Annotated in this window: 28 protein-coding genes; 26 read left to right on the forward strand and 2 right to left on the reverse strand. The window is 72.1% G+C overall.

From position 1 onward, the window contains the following. Nucleotide 1: 1 nt before the first annotated feature. Both flgK and flgN read right to left on the reverse strand, forming a co-directional pair. Nucleotides 2-1,426, reverse strand: a complete 1,425-nt coding sequence (flgK, locus tag DDP54_RS10610; protein ID WP_109131709.1) for a flagellar hook-associated protein FlgK — start codon at nucleotides 1,424-1,426, stop codon at nucleotides 2-4. A 13-nt stretch (nucleotides 1,427-1,439) separates the two neighbouring features. Next, the gene (gene flgN / locus DDP54_RS10615; RefSeq protein ID WP_109131710.1) at nucleotides 1,440-1,922 is read right to left on the reverse strand and encodes a flagellar export chaperone FlgN; all 483 of its coding nucleotides are present in this window, start codon (nucleotides 1,920-1,922) and stop codon (nucleotides 1,440-1,442) included. A gap of 409 nt (nucleotides 1,923-2,331) precedes the next feature. Between flgN and DDP54_RS10620 the strand changes: the two genes are divergently transcribed. The 26 genes from DDP54_RS10620 to fliQ all read left to right on the forward strand — a co-directional run bounded on the left by DDP54_RS10620 (nucleotide 2,332) and on the right by fliQ (nucleotide 23,221). Then, nucleotides 2,332-3,234: a sigma-70 family RNA polymerase sigma factor gene (locus tag DDP54_RS10620; protein WP_242448336.1), complete on the forward strand. Its 903-nt coding sequence runs from the start codon at nucleotides 2,332-2,334 to the stop codon at nucleotides 3,232-3,234. A 115-nt stretch (nucleotides 3,235-3,349) separates the two neighbouring features. Then, nucleotides 3,350-4,177: a flagellin gene (locus tag DDP54_RS10625; protein WP_109131712.1), complete on the forward strand. Its 828-nt coding sequence runs from the start codon at nucleotides 3,350-3,352 to the stop codon at nucleotides 4,175-4,177. A 182-nt stretch (nucleotides 4,178-4,359) separates the two neighbouring features. Then, entirely contained in the window at nucleotides 4,360-5,739 is a 1,380-nt protein-coding gene (gene fliD / locus DDP54_RS10630; RefSeq protein ID WP_109131713.1) for a flagellar filament capping protein FliD, read from the forward strand. Between the two features lie 26 nt (nucleotides 5,740-5,765). Continuing rightward, nucleotides 5,766-6,203, forward strand: a complete 438-nt coding sequence (locus DDP54_RS10635; protein WP_109131714.1) for a flagellar export chaperone FliS — start codon at nucleotides 5,766-5,768, stop codon at nucleotides 6,201-6,203. Continuing rightward, nucleotides 6,193-6,540 (forward strand): hypothetical protein, encoded by a 348-nt coding sequence (locus DDP54_RS10640; RefSeq protein WP_109132517.1) that lies wholly within the window; start codon nucleotides 6,193-6,195, stop codon nucleotides 6,538-6,540. Before DDP54_RS10635 ends, DDP54_RS10640 begins: the two co-directional genes overlap by 11 nt. A 234-nt stretch (nucleotides 6,541-6,774) precedes the next feature. Beyond that, on the forward strand, nucleotides 6,775-7,116 hold the full coding sequence (locus DDP54_RS10645) for a flagellar basal body protein (RefSeq protein ID WP_109132518.1): 342 nt from the start codon (nucleotides 6,775-6,777) through the stop codon (nucleotides 7,114-7,116). After that, nucleotides 7,116-7,517, forward strand: a complete 402-nt coding sequence (gene flgC, locus DDP54_RS10650) for a flagellar basal body rod protein FlgC (protein ID WP_109131715.1) — start codon at nucleotides 7,116-7,118, stop codon at nucleotides 7,515-7,517. Before DDP54_RS10645 ends, flgC begins: the two co-directional genes overlap by 1 nt. After that, a complete protein-coding gene (locus tag DDP54_RS10655) occupies nucleotides 7,517-7,831 on the forward strand; it encodes a flagellar hook-basal body complex protein FliE (protein WP_109131716.1) in 315 nt (104 codons plus the stop codon). Before flgC ends, DDP54_RS10655 begins: the two co-directional genes overlap by 1 nt. Then, on the forward strand, nucleotides 7,831-9,429 hold the full coding sequence (gene fliF, locus DDP54_RS10660; protein WP_109131717.1) for a flagellar basal-body MS-ring/collar protein FliF: 1,599 nt from the start codon (nucleotides 7,831-7,833) through the stop codon (nucleotides 9,427-9,429). The genes DDP54_RS10655 and fliF overlap by 1 nt, the downstream gene beginning before the upstream one ends. Continuing rightward, complete coding sequence (gene fliG, locus DDP54_RS10665) at nucleotides 9,426-10,430, forward strand: flagellar motor switch protein FliG (protein WP_109131718.1); 1,005 nt, start codon at nucleotides 9,426-9,428, stop codon at nucleotides 10,428-10,430. The genes fliF and fliG overlap by 4 nt, the downstream gene beginning before the upstream one ends. Continuing rightward, on the forward strand, nucleotides 10,420-11,082 hold the full coding sequence (locus tag DDP54_RS10670) for a FliH/SctL family protein (RefSeq protein ID WP_109131719.1): 663 nt from the start codon (nucleotides 10,420-10,422) through the stop codon (nucleotides 11,080-11,082). Before fliG ends, DDP54_RS10670 begins: the two co-directional genes overlap by 11 nt. Continuing rightward, complete coding sequence (locus DDP54_RS10675) at nucleotides 11,079-12,419, forward strand: FliI/YscN family ATPase (protein ID WP_109131720.1); 1,341 nt, start codon at nucleotides 11,079-11,081, stop codon at nucleotides 12,417-12,419. The genes DDP54_RS10670 and DDP54_RS10675 overlap by 4 nt, the downstream gene beginning before the upstream one ends. After that, the gene (locus DDP54_RS10680; protein ID WP_109131721.1) at nucleotides 12,416-12,895 is read left to right on the forward strand and encodes a flagellar export protein FliJ; all 480 of its coding nucleotides are present in this window, start codon (nucleotides 12,416-12,418) and stop codon (nucleotides 12,893-12,895) included. The genes DDP54_RS10675 and DDP54_RS10680 overlap by 4 nt, the downstream gene beginning before the upstream one ends. Further along, nucleotides 12,892-13,650 (forward strand): C40 family peptidase, encoded by a 759-nt coding sequence (locus tag DDP54_RS10685; RefSeq protein ID WP_242448338.1) that lies wholly within the window; start codon nucleotides 12,892-12,894, stop codon nucleotides 13,648-13,650. The genes DDP54_RS10680 and DDP54_RS10685 overlap by 4 nt, the downstream gene beginning before the upstream one ends. Next, nucleotides 13,647-15,086, forward strand: coding sequence for a flagellar hook-length control protein FliK (locus tag DDP54_RS10690; protein WP_109131722.1), 1,440 nt, complete (start codon nucleotides 13,647-13,649; stop codon nucleotides 15,084-15,086). Before DDP54_RS10685 ends, DDP54_RS10690 begins: the two co-directional genes overlap by 4 nt. Nucleotides 15,087-15,099: 13 nt before the next feature. Continuing rightward, nucleotides 15,100-15,585: a flagellar hook capping FlgD N-terminal domain-containing protein gene (locus DDP54_RS10695; protein ID WP_109131723.1), complete on the forward strand. Its 486-nt coding sequence runs from the start codon at nucleotides 15,100-15,102 to the stop codon at nucleotides 15,583-15,585. A gap of 27 nt (nucleotides 15,586-15,612) precedes the next feature. Continuing rightward, nucleotides 15,613-16,827: a flagellar hook protein FlgE gene (locus tag DDP54_RS10700; protein ID WP_109131724.1), complete on the forward strand. Its 1,215-nt coding sequence runs from the start codon at nucleotides 15,613-15,615 to the stop codon at nucleotides 16,825-16,827. A 231-nt stretch (nucleotides 16,828-17,058) separates the two neighbouring features. Beyond that, entirely contained in the window at nucleotides 17,059-17,373 is a 315-nt protein-coding gene (locus tag DDP54_RS10705; RefSeq protein WP_109131725.1) for a flagellar FlbD family protein, read from the forward strand. Further along, a complete protein-coding gene (locus tag DDP54_RS10710; protein WP_109131726.1) occupies nucleotides 17,373-18,140 on the forward strand; it encodes a motility protein A in 768 nt (255 codons plus the stop codon). Before DDP54_RS10705 ends, DDP54_RS10710 begins: the two co-directional genes overlap by 1 nt. Continuing rightward, complete coding sequence (locus tag DDP54_RS10715; RefSeq protein WP_109131727.1) at nucleotides 18,137-19,072, forward strand: flagellar motor protein MotB; 936 nt, start codon at nucleotides 18,137-18,139, stop codon at nucleotides 19,070-19,072. The genes DDP54_RS10710 and DDP54_RS10715 overlap by 4 nt, the downstream gene beginning before the upstream one ends. A gap of 4 nt (nucleotides 19,073-19,076) precedes the next feature. After that, nucleotides 19,077-19,610, forward strand: a complete 534-nt coding sequence (locus DDP54_RS10720; RefSeq protein WP_109131728.1) for a flagellar basal body-associated FliL family protein — start codon at nucleotides 19,077-19,079, stop codon at nucleotides 19,608-19,610. 144 nt (nucleotides 19,611-19,754) lie between these two features. After that, nucleotides 19,755-20,702: a flagellar motor switch protein FliM gene (locus DDP54_RS10725; RefSeq protein WP_242448339.1), complete on the forward strand. Its 948-nt coding sequence runs from the start codon at nucleotides 19,755-19,757 to the stop codon at nucleotides 20,700-20,702. Next, nucleotides 20,699-21,409, forward strand: coding sequence for a flagellar motor switch protein FliN (gene fliN / locus DDP54_RS10730; protein WP_109131729.1), 711 nt, complete (start codon nucleotides 20,699-20,701; stop codon nucleotides 21,407-21,409). The genes DDP54_RS10725 and fliN overlap by 4 nt, the downstream gene beginning before the upstream one ends. A 2-nt stretch (nucleotides 21,410-21,411) precedes the next feature. Then, nucleotides 21,412-22,014, forward strand: coding sequence for a flagellar biosynthetic protein FliO (locus DDP54_RS10735; RefSeq protein WP_109131730.1), 603 nt, complete (start codon nucleotides 21,412-21,414; stop codon nucleotides 22,012-22,014). Then, nucleotides 22,011-22,946, forward strand: coding sequence for a flagellar type III secretion system pore protein FliP (gene fliP, locus DDP54_RS10740; RefSeq protein WP_242448340.1), 936 nt, complete (start codon nucleotides 22,011-22,013; stop codon nucleotides 22,944-22,946). Before DDP54_RS10735 ends, fliP begins: the two co-directional genes overlap by 4 nt. 2 nt (nucleotides 22,947-22,948) lie before the next feature. Further along, entirely contained in the window at nucleotides 22,949-23,221 is a 273-nt protein-coding gene (fliQ, locus tag DDP54_RS10745; RefSeq protein ID WP_109131731.1) for a flagellar biosynthesis protein FliQ, read from the forward strand. Nucleotides 23,222-23,228 lie beyond the last annotated feature (7 nt).

A 23,228-nucleotide genomic window follows, 5' to 3' on the forward strand; every position in this document is an offset into this window, starting at 1 on the left:
CTTACCTCCCCACGAGTCCGGTGCGGTTGATGAGTGTGTCGAGCATCGAGTCGATGGCGGTCAGCACCCGGGCCGACCCCTCGTACGCGCGCTGGTACGCGAGCATGTTCGTGCTCTCCTCGTCCACGTCCACGCTGGTCTGGGCGAGCTGTTGCGATGCGGCGCTCGCGCGGGAGGCCTCGGCGACGCTCGAACGTGAGGTCGCGCTCGCGGTGCGGACCCCGAGCTGGACGACGACGGCGCTCCAGGTGGCGTCTGGCCCGTCGGTCGCCAGGCCGAGAGCGGCGATCTTGTCCGCGACCGAACCGTCGAGCGCACCCTTCGTGGCGGCGGCGACGGCGATCTCGGTCGGGTCTGTGATCGCGACCGAGAGGCCGAGCGATGCGGGTTTCGTCGCGTCGATCGCGAAGAAGGCACCTCCGGGGGCGCCGCCGACCGTCGTTGCGGTGGCGTGCAGCGCGTTGACGCTCGTGGCGATCTTGGTGGCTAGCCCGTCGTACGACGCTGCCGCCTCGGTGAGGATCCCGCCGGCTCCACCCGACGGCGGTGCAAGGACGGACAGCAGACCGGCGACCCGCCCACCGTCGAGACCGACCGCGATGCCGGGCCGGCTCGCCCACTCGACCCCGACGGACTGGCCCGCGGTCGCTCCGGAGAACACCGTCGGGCCGGTGACGACGAGCAGCGTCGTGGTCGCCCCGCTGACGAGAGCGTTGCCCGCCACCAGGACATCGACGGTGCCGTTGTCCCGGACGCGGGCCGTAGCCCCGACGAGGCCGGAGAGCTGCGTGACGAGCTGGTCGCGCTGGTCCATGAGCTCGTTGGCGCTGCCGCCGGAGTTGGTGATCGCGAGGATGTTCGTGTTGAGGTCGGCGACGTTGGCGGCGATGGTGTTGACCTGGTCGACGAGCGCGACGGTCGTCGTGCGGGCCTGCGTCCACTGGGTGGCGGCCGCGTCGTAGAGAGTCGCGATGCGGTCGACCACGGCGTTCGCGGTCTCGAGGAGGACGGCGCGCGCCGAGTCCTTGTTGGGCGTGTTCGCGACGTCCGAGAACGCGCCCCAGAGGTTGCTCAGCTGCGTCGACAGACCCGTCGTCGACGGTTCGCCGACGCCCTGCTCGAGGGTCGTGTATGCCGAGGCGCGGGCCGAGAGGTAGGCGGACCCTGCGGTCTCGCTGCGCACGCGGGCGTCGATGAACAGGTCACCGAGGCGCTCGATGCCGGTCACGCGCGTGCCCTGGCCGGGGCCGTTGTTCGTCGAGAACATCGACGAGACGCTCGCGGCGGGGAGTGACGAGATAGAGGCCCGCTGCCGCGTGTAACCGACGGTGTTCGCGTTGGCGATGTTCTGCCCGGACACCTCGAGCGCCTGGCGCTGCGCGATGAGCGAGCTCAGCGCGGTGCCGAGTCCGGAGAAGGTGCTCATGGAGGGTCCCCTCTCAGAAGGAGCGGTCGAGCAGCTGGGCGCTGCGGTCGGTCGGCGTCGTCAGGCCGTGGCCGTCGTAGGTGCGGACGTTGTCCTGCAAGCTGAGCAGCGTCTCCTGGGTGGCCCGGTGAGACATCGCGAGCAGCTCGCGGTTGCCGTCGGCGAGCTGGCTGATCTCGGTGGTGAGCGTGATGAAGGCGTCGCGGTGCGCGCGCAGCAGCTCGTTCCACGGCTCGGGGGCACGCTGGGACAGCTCGAGCAGGCTGGCTCCGGGCTCGACGCCGAACATCACGGCGACCGCCTCGGCCTCGGCGGACCGGCCCAGCTCTGCGCCGCGGATCTGCTCGAGGACGGCCTCGACCTCACGGGTCGCGTGGCCGAGCCAGCGCGTCTTCCCGGTGGTCAGGAGCAGCTGCTCCTCCTCGAGCTTGAACAGCAAGAGCTCGAGCAGGTTGCGCTCCTGCCACAGCACGTCGGCCAGGCGGCTCAAGGCCATCGCCGGGTCCTCTCCTTCAGGTCGTGCGGCACGGTCGTGCACCGGCACGTTCCCCCTATCGGCAGGTCCGTACGGCATGTGACCAGTCTTGGCAGGGTGAAACGGGCTCAGACTGGACAGTTGTCCAGATATAGCACGTCCTGCTTCGGGGGAAATGGCGCGCACACGGGCGATTCGCACCCCTTGTCGCGGAACCTACCGCGGCGTCCGGCCAGGTCAGACGGCCAATCGCGTCATCGGAGGAATTGCGGATGTGATCTACATCACATCTGATGTGGTGGCTTACAACCGAACAGTGGTGGCATGGGCGATTCACAGGTCCGCATCGTCCGATTCTCAGTGTCGAAGCGGTTCGTGGCCCGCAATAGTGCTGCTCAAGCGGCGAGTCGGGGGGGACGACAGTACGGGGGTGACTACCACCGGACACGCCACTGACGAGCTCGTGGCACAGCACCTGCCGCTCGTCGGCTACCACGTGAGCGAGATGCTCATGCGTGTCCCCCGGACCGTCAACCGCGACGACCTCGCCTCCGCCGGGAGCCTCGCGCTGGTTCTCGCCGCGCGGGCCTACGACGCGACGACGGGCGTGCCCTTCGCTCGGTACGCCGCGCTGCGCATCCGTGGCGCGCTGCTCGACGAGCTGCGATCGATGGACTGGGCGACCCGCGGTGCACGGCACCGCGCCCGTGAGCTCACCACGACCACGGAGACCCTCTCCGCTAGCCTCGGCCGCACGCCGAGCCGCGACGAGCTCGCGACCGCGCTCGGCACCGACGTCGCCGGCGTCGACCAGGCGCGGGACGACGCGGCCCGCCGCGTGCTCAGCCTCGACGCGACAGTCCACCCGCTCGCCGAGCTCGTCGCGGACCGTGGGCCGAGCCCCGAAGAGGCGCTGCTCGCGACCGAGCGACTGCAGTACCTGCGCGCCGGCGTCAGCACCCTGCCCGACCGTCTGCGGCACGTCATCGAGGAGCTGTTCCTCAAGGACCGCCCCGTCGCCGAGCTCGCCGCCGAGCTGGGCGTGACCCAGTCCCGTGTCAGCCAGCTGCGCACCGAGGCGCTCACGCTCCTGCGCGACGGCCTCAACGCGAGCCTCGACCCCGACCTCGTCCCCGAGGCCGACCGGCCGGACGGCGTTGCCGAGCGTCGCCGCCAGACCTACTTCGCCGCCGTGGCCGCTCGCGCCGCGATGGGCACCTCGAGCATCGACTATGCCTCCGCGGGCGCGGGAGTCATCCCGACGCAGCGTCCCGCGACCGAGGCCGACCAGGGATCTGACGCCGGTCGCGGCGCCCTGTTCGCCACCGCCTGACCCCACAGGAAACTCCTTCGCAGAAATCCTCAACTCGGTGCGCGCTGGCCGATGAGACGGGTGCCAGCCCACGGACGGGCGGCAGCTTCGACCCGAATCAAGGAGGAGTTCCATCATGGGTCTCTCGATCAACCAGAACATCGCGGCAGTCAACGCGTACCGCAACCTGTCCAACACGCAGAACGACCTGAGCAAGTCGCTCGAGAAGCTCTCGTCCGGCTTCCGCATCAACCGCGCAGCGGACGACGCGGCCGGCCTGGCGATCTCCGAGGGCCTGCGCTCGCAGGTCGGTGGCCTCAAGGTCGCCGCCCGCAACGCCCAGGACGGCATCTCCGTCGTGCAGACCGCTGAAGGCGCCCTGACCGAGGTGCACAGCATCCTGCAGCGTGTCCGTGACCTGGCCGTCCAGGGCGCCAACGACTCGAACAGCGCCGAAGCCCGCAGCAACATCGAGACCGAGATCTCGAGCCTGGGTACCGAGCTCACGCGCATCTCCGACTCGACCAACTTCAACGGCACGAAGCTGCTCGACGGCTCCAACGCCGCTGGCCTGACCTTCCAGGTCGGCGCTGACGGCGACGCGAACAGCGCGATCACGGTCACGCTGGACGACGTCAAGACCACGGTTGCTGGCATCTCCGCGCTCAAGGTCACGGACAACACCACGGCGCAGGCGTCGATCGTGGCGGTCGACACTGCGATCAAGGCAATCTCGACCACGCGTGCCGGACTCGGTGCCATGCAGAACCGCCTTGAGCACACGGTCAAGAACGTCAACGTCGCGGTGGAGAACCTGTCCGCGTCGGAGAGCCGGATCCGCGACACCGACATGGCGTCCGAGATGGTCCAGTTCACGCGCTCGCAGATCCTGTCGCAGGCCGGCACGGCGATGCTGGCGCAGGCCAACCAGATCCCCCAGGGCGTCCTGTCGCTCCTGCGCTGATCTGAGGGCTGATCCCGCGAGGCGATCCCTCGCGCAGCCCGGAACATGCACCACGCGACCGGCGGTGGGTGGACGACCGTCCCCCACCGCCGGCCGTGCATGCGGTACCAGCACGACCCGGACGTGTCAGACGCGACACGCACGGCACGGCACACGCGCGGCTGCCAGACGGAGGGGACCTCATGGTTTCGATGGGCATCGACGGCCTGGTGAGCGGGCTCGACACCACGAGTCTCATCTCCCAGCTCATGCAGGTGGAGTCCGCTCCGCAGGCGTTGCTCAAGACGAAGCAGTCCTCGACGACCTCGTTCGTGAGCGCGTTGCAGTCGTTCAACACCAAGGTCGCCTCGCTGGCTGACGCGGCTGCAACGGCCGCGAAGGCCACCTCGTGGCTGGCATATGCGGCGACCAGCTCCTCGGCCGCCGCCACCGTGACCGCTGGAGCGACTGCGCGGCCTGGGTCGCTGAGCTTCAACGTCGACAAGGTCGCGACCACCCAGTCCAGCTTGAGCGCCGAGACGCTCGATGACGGCAGCCTGTTGCCCACGATCCCGTCCGCCATCACCATCCGCGCGAGCGACGGCACCCTCGTGACCGTCCAGCCCACGACGGGCAGCCTCAGCGACGTCGCCAAGGCCGTCAACGACGCCGCGACGTCGGGCGTCCGGGCCACGGTCGTGCGCGTCTCCAATGGGGTCAACGGCGGCGAGCCGACCTACCGGCTCCAGTTCACTGGAACCAGCACCGGCACCTCGGGAGCTTTCGAGGTGTACGCAGGCGCGGACACCACAGGCCCGCGGCTAGACGCGACGCAGGTGCGGGCCGCCGATGACGCGAGCGTGACGCTCTTCAAGGGCACCGCCGCCGAGAAGAGCTTCACGCAGTCGTCCAACACGTTCGCGAACCTGATGACCGGGGTGGACGTCACCGTCGCCACGGCAACCGCCCCGGACGCGCCGGTGACGATCAGCGTCGCCCGCGACGACGCGGCGCTCACGAAGCTGGCCTCGGGGATCGTGGGCGCCCTCGGCGTCGTGTTCTCCGAGGTCGACTCGCGCACGGCAACGACCACGACGACCGACTCGTCCGGGCGCACCGTCATCACGGGCGGCCTGTTCACCGGCGACTCCGCCATTCGTGGGTTGAGTCAGGCGTTGCAGAGCGCCGCGTCCTACCCGGTCGACGGCTTCTCGCCGTCCGAGGTCGGCATCGTCATCGGCCGCGACGGGACGTTCACGTTCGACGAGGCAAAGTTCACTTCCGCGCTCGCCGCCGACCCGACCAAGGTCCAGAGGATCGTGGCGGGGCTTGCGGCGCGGGTGGCGGATGTGGCGAAGCTGGCGTCCGACCCCATCGACGGCAGCCTCACCCAGAAGATCACGAGCCAGCAGAGTGTGGTCCGGGACCTGGGCGACCAGATCGACGAATGGGACCGTCGGCTCGCGCTGCGCAAGGAAGGGCTCCAAGCCACCTACTCCGCGCTCGAGGTGACCCTGTCCGGCCTCCAGTCCCAGTCGAGCTGGCTCACCAGCCAGCTCGCGTCGCTCCCCACCTCAGCCTGACCTGACGACCGAAGGGCATCACGCTCATGTACGACGTCCGCTCGCGGTACCTCGCCGACACGGTGGCGACGGTGGGGCCCTCCGGCCTGCTCACGATGCTCTACGACCGCATGGTGCTCGACGTGGAGCGCGGGGAGCAGGCGCTGCGCGCCGGCAACCGGCCGGAGGCGACGCAGCAGCTGGCCCACGCGCAGGAGATCGTCTCCGAGCTCATCTCCAGCCTCGACACGAACGCGTGGGACGGCGGACCTGGCCTGCTGTCGATCTACACCTACCTCCTCGCGGAGCTCATGAACACGTCGATGACCGGTGACCCGGAGAGAGCCGCGGTGTGCCGCCGGATCATCGCCCCGCTGCGCGACGCGTGGCACGAGGCGGCCAGGCTTGACGCGCCGGTCCTGCCCACGCAGAGGACCGCCCGGGCGCTCGAGGGTGCGGGGCTCGGGGTCCTCGGTGTCGGCTGACCTGCTGCTCCACCGGCCGGTGCCCACGTGGGAGACCGCGTGGTCGGCGGCGCTCGCGGTGCTCGAGCTCGACGTCGCGCAGGCCGAGGCGCAGCTTGCCGCCGCTCACACGAGTGCTCCCGTCCTCACCTCACCCCGCGCCTGGGCGCCCCCCGTGGGCCTCGGCCCGCTCCCCGCCTCGCTGAAGACCCGCGCCGAGGCGCTCCTCGACCGCCAGATCAGTGTCGGCCGCCGCATCGCCGAGGCGGCCAACCTCAGTCGCCGCCAGGCCGCCGCAGCCGAGGGCATGCGCAGCCGCCCGCCCGCCGTCCCGGTCTACCTCGACACCGAGGGCTGAACCCCTCTCGGCGCCTGCGGAGGGTGACGCACCGACCGGACAAGGTGCGACACCGTGGGACACACGGTGACGTAGTCGCTCCGCCAGGCGAGTGAACGTCAACCTCGGCGGCTCGAAACCCTCACCCACCAGCCGCGTCACCCGATGGGGACGACGAGCAAGGATCGCTCACGCAGCAGGCCACGGACCGGCCGACCCGAGCACCACTGTCGGTGAGGTGGACGGTCCATGTCCGTGTTCGACTCCGTGAGCTCCGTGGCGCTCAACAGCGCCCTGGACGGGCTCGCGCTGCGTCAGCGCACCATCGCGGAGAACGTCGCGAACATCAACACCCCCGGCTACCAGGCCAAGCGCGTCCAGTTCGAGACCGCCCTGGCCCGCGCCGTCGAGCAGGGCTCAGGCGCCGCCGGCGCGAGTGTCGCCCGCTCGCTCGAGCCGACCCGCGAGGACGGCAACAACGTCAACCTCGACGCGGAGACGACCCTCAACGTGGACACGAACCTGCGCTACCAGCTCGCGACCCAGGCGCTCGACCAGACGTTCTCGACGCTCCGCATCGCGATGAGGACCTCCTGATGAGCATCTTCGGGGCGATCGGTATCGCCAGCTCGGGCATGACCGTCAACCGCAAGTGGCTCGACGCGGTGAGCGACAACCTCGCGAACGTCTCGACCGTGCGCCGGACGAGCGAGGCCGCGTACCAGGCCAAGTCGGTCGTCGTGAGCGAGATCCCGACGTCGAACGGCGGCGGGGTGCAGGTCACGGGCATCGCGCTCGGGGACGCCGTCGGGCGCGTGGTCTCGGACCCGACCAACCCGCTCGCCGACGCGGAGGGCTACGTGCGCCAGCCCGACATCGACATGTCGTCCCAGATGACCCAGCTGATCATGGCCCAGCGCGGCTACCAGGCGAACGCCGCCGTGGTCGACCGCGCCAAGGCCACCTACGAGGCAGCCCTCCAGATCGGACGTTCCTGATGAGCATCCCCGCCGTGTCCGCGATCAGCGCGGGCATCACGTCGGTCACCCCGACCGCCTACCTCGGAGCCCCGAGCGGCGTCGCCGGTGCGTCCGCGACCGGCTTCGCCTCGGCGCTCGGGTCGGTCGACCAGCTCCAGCAGATGCAGTCGACGACCGACGGGCTCGCCGTCAAGGCCGTCACCGGCAGCCTCACCGACGTGCACGACTACACGATCGCGGCCGCCGAGTCGAAGCTCACGATGGAGCTGACCGCGGCGGTCCGTAACAAGGCCGTCGACGCGTTCAACGAGATCATGCGGATGCAGGCCTGATGCCCACCCAGGTCACGGCCGCTTTCGGCCGGTTCACGTCCACGCTCAAGCAGTTCACGGTCGCGCAGCGCACTCTCGCGATCATCGGCCTCGCGGTCCTCCTGCTCGGCGGGTTCGCCGTCGCGAACTGGGTGTCGAAGCCCACGATGAGCCCGCTGTTCACGAGTCTGTCCGCGACCGACGCGAGCGCGGTCGTCGACCAGCTCACGTCCGAGGGCGTCGCCTACCAGCTCTCCGACGGCGGCTCCACGGTGCTCGTCCCCAACGACAAGCTCTACGCGATGCGCCTCAAGCTCGCGGCCGCCGGGCTCCCGGCGAACGCCGACGGTGGCGGCTACTCGCTGCTCGACAGCATGGGGATGTCGACGTCGGAGTTCCAGCAGCAGATCACCTACCAGCGGGCGCTCGAGGGCGAGCTCGCCAAGACGGTCGGGGCCCTGCAGGGCGTCGACGCGGCGACCGTCAAGCTCGCGATCCCGCAGGACACCGTGTTCGTCGCGACCAAGGCGGACCCGACCGCGTCGGTGTTCATCCGCACCAAGGCCGGCGTCACGCTCAGCACCGACCAGGTCCAGGCGATCGTGCACCTGGTCTCTGCCGGCATCGAGGGCATGAAACCGACCGACGTCGCGGTCATCGACTCGACCGGCAAGGTCCTGTCGACCGTCGGCGGCGAGCTGACGTCCGGCTCTGACGGTCAGCAGACCGGCGACTACGAGGCGCGGGTCAGCGCGGCGGTCCAGGTGCTGCTCGACCAGGTCGTCGGCGTCGGCAAGTCCGCCGTCACGATGAACGCGGTGCTGGACTACGACAAGACGCAGCGCACGAGCGAGACGTTCACCGCCGCACCCAACACCCCAGCCCTCGCGTCGTCCAAGAAGAGCGAGACGTACACGGGCAACGGGTCGACGGCGACCGGCGTGCTCGGCCCGGACAACATCGCGGTGCCGAGCGGGAACTCGACCGCCGGCACCTACGCGTCGGCCAGCGAGGACGTCACCAACGCGGTCGACAAGGTCACCGAGCTCACGACGACCGCGCCGGGCAGCGTCCGCCGCCAGTCGCTCGCCGTGGCCATCGACGCCAAGGCCGCCGCCGCGATCGACATGACCCAGCTGACCGCGATGCTGAGCGCCGCAGCCGGGATCGACGCCGCGCGCGGCGACACCATCGCGGTCCAGGCCATCCAGTTCGACACGTCCGCGGCGCAGACCGCCCAGGACGCGCTCGCCGCCGCCGACGCGCAGTCCGCGAAGGACGCCTCCGCCTCGCTCGTCAAGCAGGGCGCGATCGCCGGGGTGATCCTGCTCGTCGTCCTCTCGCTGGTCGTCGCGGGCGCCCGCCGGTCGCGTCGCAGCCGCCGCGAGTCGCTCGACATCGGCGAGCTGTCGCGGCTCGACCGCGACGCCGACCCGCTCGGGATCGGTGCGGGCGCCGACGGACTGCCCGCGCTGCCCGCCGGGATGGCCCCCGTGCCCGCCCTGCCCGACGCCGTTGCGGTCAAGCGCGCCGAGATCTCCGCGCTGGCCGACGAGCAGCCCGCTGAGGTCGCCGACCTGCTGCGCGGCTGGCTCGCCGCACCGAGCGGTCGACGCTGATGGCCACCCTGACCGGCACGCAGAAGGCCGCGATGCTGCTGCTGCAGCTCGGCCGCGACCGGGCCGCGCGCGTGATGGCGCAGCTCGACGTGACCGAGATCGAGGAGCTGACAGTCGAGATCATGCGTCTCGACCGCATCGACCAGGCGATGGCCGACGACGTCCTCGAGGAGTTCTACGACGTCTCCGTCATCGGCCCCGGGGTCGGCGGCGGCGTGGCGTACGCGCAGGCGCTGCTCGAGTCGTCCCTCGGCACCGAGCTCGCCGCCGGCATGCTCGAGCGGCTCCAGACCACCATGGCTGGGCAGCCGTTCGAGTTCCTCCAGCACGCCGACGCGCGTCAGGTCATCTCGCTGATCAGCGGCGAGCACCCGCAGGCCGTCGCGCTCGTGCTCGCTCACTTGCGTCCCGAGCACGCGTCGGCCATCCTCGCGGGCCTCGGGGCCGAGCTGCAGGGGGAGGTCGCGCACCGGATCGCCCTCATGGAGCGCGCGTCGCCCGACGTCGTGGCCGTCATCGCCGAGAGCCTCATGCGCAAGGCGTCCACCGTCCTGACACCGCGCGAGATGTCCGCCATCGGCGGGGTCCAGCCGCTCGTCGAGATCATCAACCGCGCCGACGCGACGACCGAGAAGGCGATCCTCGAGGGCCTCGAGGCGCGCGACGTCGAGCTCGCCGAAGAGGTCCGCAGCCGGATGTTCGTCTTCGGCGACATCGTCCTGCTCGAGGACCGCGCGCTGCAGCTCGTGCTCCGCCAGGTCGAGACGGCCGGGCTGTCGGTGGCCCTCAAGGGTGCCGGTCCCGACGTGCGCGAGAAGATCCTGCACAACCTGTCCGAGCGTGCGCGCGAGAACCTCGAGGAGGAGATCGAGCTGCTCGGGCCGGTGCGCCTGTCGCAGGTCGAGGACGCCCGCTCCGGCATCGTCCAGATCATCCGCCGCCTCGAGGAGAGCGGGCAGATCGTCATCCGCCGGGACGGCGAGGACGAATATGTCTCCTGAGATCCGCTCGGCGTCGTTCGGGTTCGCCTCCATCGGGCGCCCGGTCGACTCCGCGCACGACGCCGACCGCGACCGGGCCCACGCGGCCGGGTACGCGGCGGGCTACGCCGGCGGTGCTCGTGAGGCCGCCCGGGCTGCGACCGCCACGGCGGCGCACGGCGAGGAGCTCCGGGTGGTGGCCGAGGAGCGGCGTTCCGTCGAGCACGCCGCCGCCGTCGCAGCGCTGGCCCGTGCCACGGCGGCCGCCGCTGCGCGTACCGCTCCCGTGCTGGCCGACGCCGAGAGGGCGCTGCACGCGGCCGCGTTCGAGCTGGCCACGATCGTGCTGGGATGCGAGCTCGCGGACGGTGAGCACTCGGCCCGCGCCGCGCTGGCCCGGATCCTCGACGACCCGCAGGTCCCCGGCGTCCAGACCGTGCGCATGAGCCCTCGTGACCTCGACGCGCTGCGCGCCGCCGGTGGGGTCCCGGACGTCGCCGGCCTCGAGCTCGTCGCCGACCCCGCCCTCGCGCCGGGCGACGCCATCGGTCGCCACCCCGACGGGTACCTCGACGCGCGCATCACCACGGCGCTGGCCCGCGCCCGCGTCGCCCTGCTCGGGACCGACGGCAGCCCGTCTCCGCTGCCGCACCAGCACGGGCCACGCGCATGAGCGCCGCGACGCTCGACCGCTCGACCGCCTGGGGCCGCGCGCTCGACGCCGCCCGCCCCGAGCTCGTCGGCACCGTCCGCGGGATCGTCGGGCTGACCATCGAGGTGGCCGGGACGTCGTCCGCCGTCGGGGACCTCGTCGAGATCAGCAGCGGCCTCCCCAGCACACCCCCGGTCCTCGCGGAGGTCGTCGCGGCCGACCGCGGCTCCGCGCGCTGCATGCCGCTCGGTCCGACGCACGGGCTGCGCAGCGGCATGGCCGTGCGCGCGCTCGGCACCCCGCTGACCGCGCCGGTCGGCCCCGGGCTGCTCGGCCGCGTGCTGGACGGTCTCGGCCGACCGATCGACGGCAAGGGCCCGCTGCGCGACGTCGTGCACGTCCCCATCACCGGCCACGCGCCGCACCCGCTCGAGCGCACCCGCGTCGACCTGCCGCTCGAGCTCGGCGTGCGGGTCCTCGACACGCTCGTGAGCGTCGGCCGTGGCCAGCGCATCGGCCTGTTCGCCGGGTCCGGCGTCGGCAAGTCGAGCCTGCTGTCGATGGTCGCGCGTGGCACGGACGCCGAGGTGTCGGTCATCGCGCTCGTCGGGGAGCGCGGCCGTGAGGTGCGCGACTTCCTCGAGGACGACCTCGGGCCTGAGGGACTCGCCCGCAGCGTCGTCGTCGTCGCGACGTCCGACGAGCCACCGCTCGTGCGCCTGCGCTCGGCGTTCGTCGCGACCCGGATCGCGGAGTACCTGCGCGACGGCGGCGCCGACGTCGTCCTCATGATGGACTCCCTCACGCGCGTCGCGATGGCTCAGCGGGAGATCGGGCTGTCGGTCGGCGAGCCGCCCGCGACCCGCGGCTACCCACCGAGCACGTTCGCGCTCCTCGCCCAGCTGCTCGAGCGCGCCGGCACCGGGGCCCGCGGTTCCGTGACCGGCATCTACACCGTGCTCGTCGACGGCGACGACCAGAACGAGCCCATCGCCGACGCCGCGCGCTCGATCCTCGACGGCCACGTCGTGCTCGACCGCAAGCTCGCCGTCAGCGGCCACTTCCCGAGCGTCGACGCGCTCGGCTCGATCTCCCGGGCCGCGACCCGCATCATCAGCCGCGAGCAGCGGGACCTCACCATCCAGCTCCGCCGGGTCATGGCGGCCCGCCGGCAGGCGCAGGACCTGCTCGACGTCGGCGCGTACGTCGCGGGCAGCAACCCCCTCGTCGACGCGGCCGTCACCCACTCCCGCGAGATCGACGCGTTCCTGCAGCAGCAGATGGACGAGCGCGCGCCGCTCGCCGACTCCTGGGCGCGCCTCGGCATGCTCGTGCACGCGATGGGAGACCTGCGATGAGCCGCCCCTTCCGCCTCGCGAGCCTCCTGCACCTGCGGGGCATGGCCGAGGACCGCGCCGCGGCCGAGCTCGCCGCGGCGTCCCGCCTCCGGGCCGCGGCCGAGGCCCGACGGAGCGCCACCGAGGTCATGCTCGGCTCCGCGAGCCTGCCGGGACGGTCCGACGAGCTGCACTTCCACGCTGCCGCCGCGAGCCGTGCAGCCCTCGGCAGCCTGCTCACCGAGCGCCGGTCCGACGTGCAGACCGCCGACGCGGAGGTCGTCGTGGCCAACGCCGCCTGGACCGCCGCGCGCGTGCAGACCAAGGCCCTCGAACGCCTCCAGGAGCGTCACGACGCGCAGGTGCGGGCCGAGGACGAGCGCGCCGAGCAGCTGGTGCTCGACGAGGTCGGCGCCCGGATGCTCGCCGCGCGGGCCGCGGCCGTCGCAGCCCCGGGTGCGGCATCCGTCGACGCGACCGACCCGGTGCAGTCATGAGCGGCGGGATGGCGGGCATGGCCGGGATCGCCGGCGTGCAGGCGCGGATCACCGAGCTGCGCACGCTCGTCGCCCCCGAGACGGCCGCCGCGCCGGTCGCGGGGGGCACGACGACGTCCACCGCGACGAGCGGGCTCGCAACCGGCGGCACGTCGAGCGCGTCGTCGTTCGCGTCGGCGCTCGCGGCCCTGGGCGTCGACGCCTCGTCGATGGCCTCGCTGACCGCTCTGACCGGGGCGTCGTCCGCGACGTCCGGCTCGGTCGTCTCCGCGACCGGCACCGCGACCGGTCAGGGGCTCGTCGCCGCCGCCGAGAAGTACATCGGCGTCCCGTACGTGTGGGGCGGCGAGACGCTCAGCGAGGGCGGCCTCGACTGCTCCGGGCTCGTGGTGCGGTCCATGGCCGACATCGGCGTGACCGGTCTCCCGCGGGTCGCCCGCGACCAGATGACGATCGGCACTGCCGTCCCGTCGCTCGCCCAGGCACTGCCCGGCGACCTCCTCGTGTTCCAGGGTGGCGCCCACATCGCGATCTACGAGGGGAACGGCAAGATGATCGACGCACCCAAGCCCGGCAAGTCCGTCGCGGTCCGCGACGTCTACACCGAGCCAACGGCGATCCGTCGGGTCCTGCCGCAGGCGACGTCGGCGGCCACGATCCCCATGACCAGTGCGAGCTCCGAGCTCGCCTCCGCACTGGCGTCGGCCTCCGCGCAGCGCACCGCGCTCGACCTGATGACGCAGGTGGCCTCATGACCGCGCTGACGATCGGGCAGGCCCCGACCGCCGCCTCGGCGCCGCGCGCGACGTCGGCCGGGCGCGCCTCGACCGGCCAGGACTTCGCTGCCGTGCTGCAGGGCGAGGTGCGTGGCCGCGACGACCGCACCGCGCGGCCCGACCGCTCCGACCGCACCGACAGCCCCGCTCGCACGGACCAGGCGGATCGCCACGACCGGACCGGCCGCGCCGACCACACCGCTCGCCCGGACCGCAGCGCTCGCCCGGACCGCACCGACCACGCGGCTCGTCCGGACCGGGCGGGGGAGCGCGCCCCGCAGACGCCCGACGACGTCAACCGGGCCGGCGAGCCGGCTGTGCCGACGCCCGCAGCCGCGACGACCGACACCCCCGCGCAGGTCCCCGTCGACCAGCTCATGTCGGCGCTCGTCGCCGCGGCTGCTCCCGTTGTCCCGACGGTCGCTGCATCGGCCGATCCCGTCACGGGCGTGGCGACCCCGGCCGACGGCTCGACCGCGGCGGCTACCTCGGTCGCCGGGACGACGGCCACAGCCTCCGCCGTCGGGGTGACCCTGCCCGCCGGCCCCGTCGCCGCCGCACCGACGGCGGTCGCGGCCTCTCCCGCGAGCGCGCTCGCACCGTCGACAGCTCCGACAGCTCCGGCAGCACCAGCCGCGACGCCCGGCTCCGAGGTCCGCGCGACGGGCGGCACCGCGTCGGCCCCGGCGGTTCCCGAGGCCGTAACCGTGGCTCCCGAGCGGCTCGTCGCCACGGACGCGACCGCGGCGTCAGGGCCGCTCGCCGCAGCCACCACGACCGTCGGCATCGACGCCCTGGCGGGCACGCTCGTGGCCGCCGCGGCGACCGTGAAGACGGCGACCCCGGTCGGCGACGACACGTCGGCGCCCGGCGCGCAGGTCATGGCGGCCGGTGCAGTCACCGCGACGTCGGCCACCACCGCCGCCCCGACGGTGAGCGCGCCCGCCGCAGCGCCGGCCGCCCAGCCCGCTCCGCTCGCGGAGCAGCTCGGCGCCCGGCTCGTGACCCTGCGCGGCCTCGGCAATGGCGAGCACGTCATGAGCATCGCCGTGGACCCCGAGCACTTCGGTCCCGTCCGGGTCATCGCGCACATCACGCCCGACGCGGTCCGGATCGAGCTGCTCGGTGCGACCGACCAGTCGCGGGAGGCGCTGCGCACCTCGCTCGCCGACCTGCGCCGCGACCTCGCGGGCTCGGGCCTGCACGCGGACCTGTCCCTCGGCCGCGACGCTCAGCCGGGTGGCGACGGCTGGCGTGGCTCGGCGGGCGCGCAGGGCGACGGCGTCAGCGCAGGCACGGGTCGTCGCTCGCCCCGCGGGGACGCCGACACCGCTGGATCGGCGCACCGGACAGCAGCAGCACCCGACCCCACCCGCTCGGCCGCTCGGCCCGGCGTCCTCGACCTCCTCGTCTGATCACGGAGCACCCATGAGCATCGACGTCACACCCATCACCTGGGGATCGGCGGCCGCGGCAGCCTCGACGGGCACCGCGACAGCCACCGCCTCGGCGACCCCGGGCACGCTCGACAAGGAGGCGTTTCTCAAGCTCCTCGTCGCCCAGCTGCGCAACCAGGACCCGAGCAAGCCGATGGACAGCTCGGAGCTCATGGCCCAGACCACGCAGCTGTCCACGATGGAGCAGCTGACGGCGCTGACCAAGACCTCGCAGGAGAGCTTCGCGCTGCAGATGCGCATGGCCGCGGCGTCGCTCGTCGGCAAGCAGGTCACCTACGCGGACGCGTCCGGGGCGACCGTCACCGGTGCGGTGGCAGCCGTCTCCTACGCCGGGGCCGTCCCCACCGTCACCGTCGACGGCAAGGTCGTCGCGCTCGACGCCGTGTCGTCGGTCACCGATCTCGCTCTTGCGACACCCGCAGCGACCGCTGCACCCGCAACGTCCACGACCGTCTGACGCAGTCCACCACCGAAGGGAACTCCCATGCTCCGCTCGCTCTTCTCCGGCATCAGCGGTCTGCGCAGTCACCAGACCATGCTCGACGTGACCGGCAACAACATCGCCAACGTCAACACGACCGGCTTCAAGTCCTCCCAGACGCAGTTCCAGGACGCGCTGAGCCAGGTCGTCCAGAACGCCAGCGGCGCCCAGGCCGGTACGGGTGGCACCAACCCCGCCCAGGTCGGTCTCGGGGTGCGCGTCGCCGGCGTGACCACGAACTTCACGCAGGGCGCCTCGCAGCTCACGGGCCGCAGCACCGACATGATGATCCAGGGCGACGGCTTCTTCGTGGTCCGCAAGGGCGCCGACTCCTTCTACACGCGGGCCGGCGGCTTCGATTTCGACGCGACCGGTCAGATGGTCCTGCCCGGTGAGGGTGCGCTCGTGCAGGGCTGGGCGGCCGTGAACGGCGTCATCGACACGAACAGCCCGCTGACGGACCTCCGGGTCCCCGCCGGCACGCTCATGGGTGCGGTCGCGACGACGTCGGCGACCTACGAGGGCAACCTGCAGTCCGACGCCGGAATCGGGACCGTCATCGAGCGGGCCGAGAAGGCCTACGACTCCACGGGCGTCGAACGGGAGATCTCGCTCACGTTCACGAAGGCAGCCGCCGGGTGGTCGCTCTCTGCCACCGACGGAACGGCGAATTCCGGCCCCTTCAGCCTGGTGTTCGACCCGGCGACCGGGAAGCTCGACCCGGCGGCCTCGGCACTGGTCGCTGACCCCGCCAATCCAGGCAGCTTCCTCCTCGGTGCTGTGCGAGTCGACATCGCCGCCGTCACAGGCTTCGCCGGCGTCCAGACCATCGCGGCGTCGACGCAGGACGGCCACTCCGCCGGCACGCTGCAGGCGTTCTCCCTCGGCGCCGACGGCACGATCACGGGCTCGTTCAGCAACGGTCTCAAGCAGACCGTCGGCCGCATCGCGCTCGGCAGGTTCACGAACCCGGCCGGGCTCGAGAAGGCCGGCGGGTCGCTGTTCCGCACGACCGTCAACTCCGGCAACGCGCAGGTCGGTGCGGCCGGCACGGGCGGTCGCGGCGGGCTCGCGGGCGGCGCGCTCGAGATGTCGAACGTGGACCTGTCGAGCGAGTTCACCAACCTGATCATCGCCCAGCGCGGTTTCCAGGCGAACTCGCGGGTCATCACGACGTCGGATGAGCTGCTCCAGGAGCTCGTCAACCTCAAGCGCTGACTGCGCCGGCGCCTGACGGCGTCCCGACCCCGCTGCCCTCGTCGGCCGCGACGGCCCACGCACCTCGCGCGGGCTGTCGCGGCCGGCGTGCGTCTGGGCCGGCCCAGACGCGAAGCGGGCAAACAGTCGCGCTTGGTCGCCGAAGAATGCTCACGAGCGCAGGTCATCGGCCGATCTGATGGGTACAAGGCCCACGGAAGGGCCTGAAGTCGTACCAGGGACGGACATGCCGTGATCGTCGTGACGCGCCTCAACGGGCCGCAGTTCGGGGTGAACCCCGACCTGCTCCAACGCATCGACAGTGCACCGGACACCATCCTCACGCTCATCGACGGCACGAAGTACATCGTCGAGGAGTCGATGAGCGAGGTGATCGAGCTCGTCAACGAGCACCGGTCCCAGCTCCTCGCCCGTGCGCACGACATCCAGCTGTTCGCGCCCCCGTCCGTCGAGCTCGTCCGTGACGTCCCCGGCGACGTGGATGACGACGAGGACGACGACGCCCCGCTGGCACCCCCGGTCCAGCTGCACCCCAGGACCCGCTGATGGACCCCGCAGGGCTGATCGGTCTCGCGGTCGCGCTGGGCGCGATCTTCGCCACGCTGTCCATCGAGGGCACGTCCCCGATGGCGCTGCTGCTCCCCGGGCCGCTCATCCTCGTGTGGATCGGGACGCTCGGCGTGGGCATCGCGGGCAACACGATGAAGGACGTCACCGGTGCGTTCGCGGCTGTCCCGCGTGCGCTGCGCAGCAAGGCCCCCGACCCGGCCTCGACGGTCGAGACCGTCGTCGGCCTCGCTGACCGCGCGCGTCGCGAGGGGCTGCTCGCGCTCGAGGACGCGGCCAAGGACATCGACGACGCGTTCCTGCGCAGCGGCCTGCAGTCGGCGATCGACGGCACCGACCCGGACGACCTGCGCACGATCCTCGAGGACCGGATCTCCACGAAGCGCGCGCAGGACCGCGCGCACGCCAAGTACTTCATGGACATGGGCGGCTACGCGCCGACGATCGGCATCATCGGCACCGTCATCTCGCTCGTGCACGTCCTGAAGAACCTCTCGGACCCCGGCACCCTGGGTGAGTCCATCGCGGCGGCGTTCGTGGCGACCCTGTGGGGCATCCTGTCGGCCAACGTCCTGTGGATCCCGCTCGCCTCGCGCATCCGCCGCATCTCCGACCTGGAGTGCTCGCAGATGGAGGTCACGCTCGAGGGTCTTCTCGCGGTCCAGTCGGGTGCGAACCCGCGCCTCGTCGGTGAGCGGCTGCGCAGCATGCTGCCGCCCGCTGCGCCCGTGAAGGAAGCGGCATGACCTCGGCGGCGGGCGCTAAGGCGCGCGGGCGGACGCGTCGTCGCTCCCGCGGGGGTCACGAGGAGGAGCACGAGAACTCCGAGCGCTGGCTGCTGAGCTACGTCGACATGGTCACGGTCCTCATGTGCCTGTTCATCGTGCTGTTCGCGATCAGCCAGGTCGACCAGAGCAAGTACGTCGCGCTGCGCGACTCGCTGTCGGCGGGGTTCCACGACAACGCGTCGTCGTCGGTGCTGGACGGCAGCTCGGGCACGCTCGACGGGCAGAGCATCGTCCCCGCGACGGCCGTCGCGGCCGGGACAGCGGGCATGGTCAGCGCGGACGCCGGGCTCGGCGTCGAGGGTGCGCAGCCGGTGCCGGCGCCGTCCCCGGTGCCGACGGACCCGAACGCCGTCGACCCCTCGGTGCTCGCGGCCGCGCAGGCGGAGGCGGCGCACCTGGAGGGTCTGCGCGACCAGCTCGCGGCGCTGCTGACCGCGAACGGGCTGGAGGGTGCCGTCCGGTTCAGCATCACGGAGCGGGGCCTGGTGATGGGCCTCGTCGCCGACGACGTGTTCTTCGGCCCCGCGAGCGCGAAGCTCACCGCGACGGCCGAGCGGGTGCTCGACGTGGCCGGACCGACGCTCGTGTCGATCGGCGAGCAGATCTCGATCGAGGGGCACGCCAACACGATCCCTGTCTCGGGGCGCTACGCGACCAACTGGGAGCTGTCGGCGGACCGGGCGACGCAGGTGCTCCGGCGCCTCGTGGAGGTTGACGGCCTGCCCCCGACACGGATCATGTCCGTCGGCTTCGGCGACTCGCGGCCGCTGGCCGAGGGGGACAGCGCCGACGCGATGGTCGCGAACCGCCGGGTCGACCTCGTCGTCCTCAGTGGTGCCCCCGAGCAGGTCCGAAGCCTGCTCGCCGCAGTGATGGCGACGGAGGGATAGTCAGATGCCCATCGAACAACGTGTGATCTCGACCCAGAAGATCGGCGCCCGCAACCCGTCGGGCGGGGTCGGCTCGATCAAGGCCGCGCCCGCGGAGCCCGAGAAGGGCAAGGGCAAGGGCAAGTCGAAGAAGAAGATCGTCCTCATCGCCGGCGCGGTCGTCGTCCTGCTCGCCGGTGCGGCGGCCTACTGGTTCCTCATGGGACCCGGCAAGGCCGCGAGCGACGCCGCGCCTGCCGCTCCGCCGGCGCCCGAGGCGGGCGTCGTCCTCACGGTCGACCCCGTGAGCGTCAACCTGTCCGACGGCCACTACCTGCGCCTCGGCCTGGGCCTGCAGCTCACCAAGGACGTCGCCGAGGCCCCCGACCCGGCCAAGGCGCTCGACCTCGCGATCGCCCTCTACTCGGGCCACACCGTCGCCGAGGTCTCCGACCCGGCCACGCGTGACGCGCTCAAGGCCCAGCTCGTGACCGAGCTGTCCGACGCGTACGAGGGCGAGGTGATGGACGTCTACCTGACGAACTTCGTCACGCAGTGAACCGGCCCTGCCGGTAAGTCGGGGCGCCATGGAGGGCGCCGCACCGCTCCGTCCGCACGTCGGCCCATGAGGGGTCGAGGTCGGAGAAGAACGACCTGAGCCAGGTTCCTCATACCTGTGCGGAGCCCGCCGATAGAGACGGGCGTGACGGTCAACGAGTCGATGCACGCGCCTGCGCGCCCCGCGCCGCGGCGCGCCCGCACGCAGGAGCCCGAGTCGTACGACTTCCGCCGACCGATGACCATGGTGCGCGAGCACGCCCGGATCCTCGAGATGGCGTTCGAGACGTTCGCCCGGCAGTGGGGCACCCAGCAGACCGCGCGGCTGCGCGTGATGTCGCAGGTGACGCTGGACGAGCTGACGCTGCGCACCTACGACGAGTACGTGCGCTCGCTCCCGCCGACCACGGCGATGGTGCTGTGCACGATCGAGGAGACCCGCCAGACCGCCGTCATGCAGTTCCCGGTCGGGACCGCGATGGTCTGGATCGACTACCTGCTCGGCGGGTCGGGTCGCGGCGACGAGCGCGAGGGCCGCGAGCTCACCGAGATCGAGCTGAGCCTCATGCGGGACCTGCTGCGCCCCGCGCTCGGTGACCTCACCTACGCGTTCGCGGGCCTGCTCCCGCTCGCTGTGACGGTCCGCACCGTCCAGTACAACCCGCAGTTCGTGCAGGCCGTCGGCGCGTCGGAGTCGGTCCTCGTGGCCTCCTTCACGGTCCGCTCGGGTGACCGCGAGGACACCGCGACCTTCATGGTGCCCGCCGAGCTCCTGCTCTCCGCGCTGCGCAGCGCCGAGGGGACGGACTCGCGCTCGGCCGACGAGCGTCGCACCCAGGCGGCCGCGCTCATCGACCTCGAGGCCGCCGTCCAGCGCGTCCCGGTCGAGGTCTCGGTCCGCTTCTCGCCCGTCACGGTCCACCCGCGTGAGGTCATCGGCCTCACGGTCGGGGACGTGCTGCCCCTGAACCACCCGTCGACGAAGCCGCTGGACGTCGTCGTCGACGGAGTTGTGCTTGCCCACGCCGCAGCCGGCAACAACGGTTCCCGGCTCGCCTGCATGGTCGTCACCGTCGAGGAGAACCCCAGATGAACCCCACCGCCACGTCGACCGACACCGCGCTCGCAGCGGCCACCGCGGCAGCGCGGCTGCTGCCGTCGACGACCCCGCTGATCGCCGTCGCAGCGCGCCCGGGCGAAGGCCCGGCTCTCGACGACATCGCGGTCCTCGCGTCGTTCGTCGGGTCGCGCAGCGCGGACGTCGTCCTCGTCGCCGAGCGTGCCGTGCAGGGCGCGCTCGCGGCCGGGGCCGACGCCGGCTCACCGCTCCCGCTCTCCGACGCGCTGCGCCCGGCTCTCGAGGCCGCGTGCGAGACGCTCGGCGCCGGTGTGCTCGACGCGGCCCGCACGGAGGCCGCCGGGTCGGCCGTCCCCGCCGACGCGCACCTGTTCGCGCTCGAGCACGAGGGCGTCCCGCAGGCCTGGTTCGCCCTGCGCATGCGGGCTGAGCCGTCCGCCACCGCCGGCTTCCCCGGCGTCCCCGCCCAGCGGCAGAGCCTGCACGTGCTCTACGACGTCGAGATGACGCTCACGGTCGAGCTCGGCCGCGCGCGGCTGCCCGTCCGGCAGGTCCTCGAGCTCACGCCCGGTGCGGTGCTCGAGCTCGACCGCGCCGCCGGTGCGCCCGCGGACGTCATGGTCAACGGTCGTCTGATCGCCCGCGGCGAGGTCGTCGTGGTCGACGAGGACTACGGGATCCGCATCACCGAGATCGTCGCCGGCGAGCAAGGCGTCATCTGACGATGGATGGTTCCGGGTTCCTGCTGCTGCTGCGCGTCGCGTTGTCGTTGGCGTGCGTCGTGGGCCTCATCTGGTTCGCGGGACGCAGGCTGTCGGGGACCCAGGCGCGTCGGACGCCTGCAGGCCCGACCATGCGCGTCGTCGGCCGCCAGGCGCTCGGCCGCCACGCCGGCGTCGCGGTCGTGGCCATCGGGAACCGTCGGCTCCTGCTCGGCTACGGCGAGCAGCAGGTCACGATGCTCACTGAGCTCTCACCCGTCATCGAGCCGGGGCCGCTGCCCGTCGCTGCCCGTTCTGCTGCCGCCGCGCCGGCCGGTCTCCCGGCGGCGCGGGTCGCGCCCGAGTCGCTGCTCAGCGGCCAGCCGTCCGCGCGCCCGGCGCTCGACATCGACGCGCTGCTCGCGCAGGCCCGTGTCGACGCCGAGGCTCCGGCGGTCTCCGAGGCCCACGCCCCAACCGCCCTCGACACCTCCGCCGTCCCCGCGCCGCGGCCCGCAGCCGACGGCGTCCCCGTCGCACGCGGCGCGCTGGACGGCTCGATCCTGTCGCTCAACACGTGGCGCCGCGCGCTGACGACCCTGCAGGACCGCACGGTGCGCCGGTGACGGCCGCCGCTGCCTCGACCCGGGCGCTGCGGGCCGCCCGGTCGGCAGCGGTCGTGGTCGCGCTCGCGCTGCTCATGCTGGTCGTCGGCGCGGTCACCTCGCACGCCGCCGCCCCCGCCGCCGCCCCCGCCGGCACAGCCGCCGTCGCCGCGGTCGCCCGACCCGCCGCAGCGCAGCCCGCCGCAGCCCAGCCCGCCGCGCCCGCGGGACCGACCGCCCCGGCGACCCCCGCCGACCCTGCCGCCCCCGCGACGCCGGGCAGCTCGGTGTCGGTGTCGATCAACGGCGTCGACGGCACCCCGAGCAGCTCGATCGTCGTGCTGCTCGGGATCACGCTGCTGTCGGTCGCCCCGTCGCTCCTGCTCATGATGACGAGCTTCACGAAGATCTTCATCGTGCTCTCCCTGACCCGGAACGCCCTCGGGCTGCAGGGCATCCCGCCGAACCAGGTCATCGCCGGGCTCGCGCTGTTCCTCAGCCTCTTCGTCATGGCGCCCGTGCTCACCGACGTGAACGACGCGGGCGTGCAGCCCTACCTCAAGGGCGACCTGACGTTCAGCCAGGCGATCGAGACCGGGTCGGCTCCGCTGCGCGACTTCATGCTCGAGCACACGCGTGAGCAGGACCTGGCCCTCGTGACGCGTGCCGCCGACCAGCCGAACCCGGAGGACCCGGCGTCGGTCCCGATGCTCACGCTCATCCCGGCGTTCATGCTCTCCGAGCTGCGGGCCGCGTTCATCATCGGGTTCGTCATCTTCGTGCCGTTCCTCGTGATCGACCTCGTGGTGTCGGCGTCCCTGATGTCGATGGGCATGATGATGCTCCCGCCCGTCATGGTGTCGCTGCCGTTCAAGCTGCTGCTGTTCGTGCTCGTCGACGGCTGGGGCCTGGTCATCACGGCGCTCGTCGGCTCCTACGCGGGAGGTGGCTGAGCGTGGACACCAACGCGGTCCTCGACATCGGGCTCTCGTCCCTGATCCTCGCCGCCAAGCTCTCGGCGCCCGTGCTCGTGACGGCGCTCGTCGTCGGCTTCATCGTCTCGCTCCTGCAGTCCGTCACGCAGATCCAGGAGGTCACGCTCAGCTTCGTGCCCAAGGCGATCGCCGCCGCGGTCGCGCTGCTCGTGTCGGGGCACTGGATGATCTCCGAGCTCGTGTCGTTCACGAACGAGCTCTTCGCGCGCATCCCGTCGCTCCTGGGTGGCTGAGCGCCGT

This window comes from Cellulomonas sp. WB94 (genome assembly GCF_003115775.1).
In the GTDB taxonomy this organism is placed as follows: Bacteria; Actinomycetota; Actinomycetes; order Actinomycetales; family Cellulomonadaceae; genus Cellulomonas_A.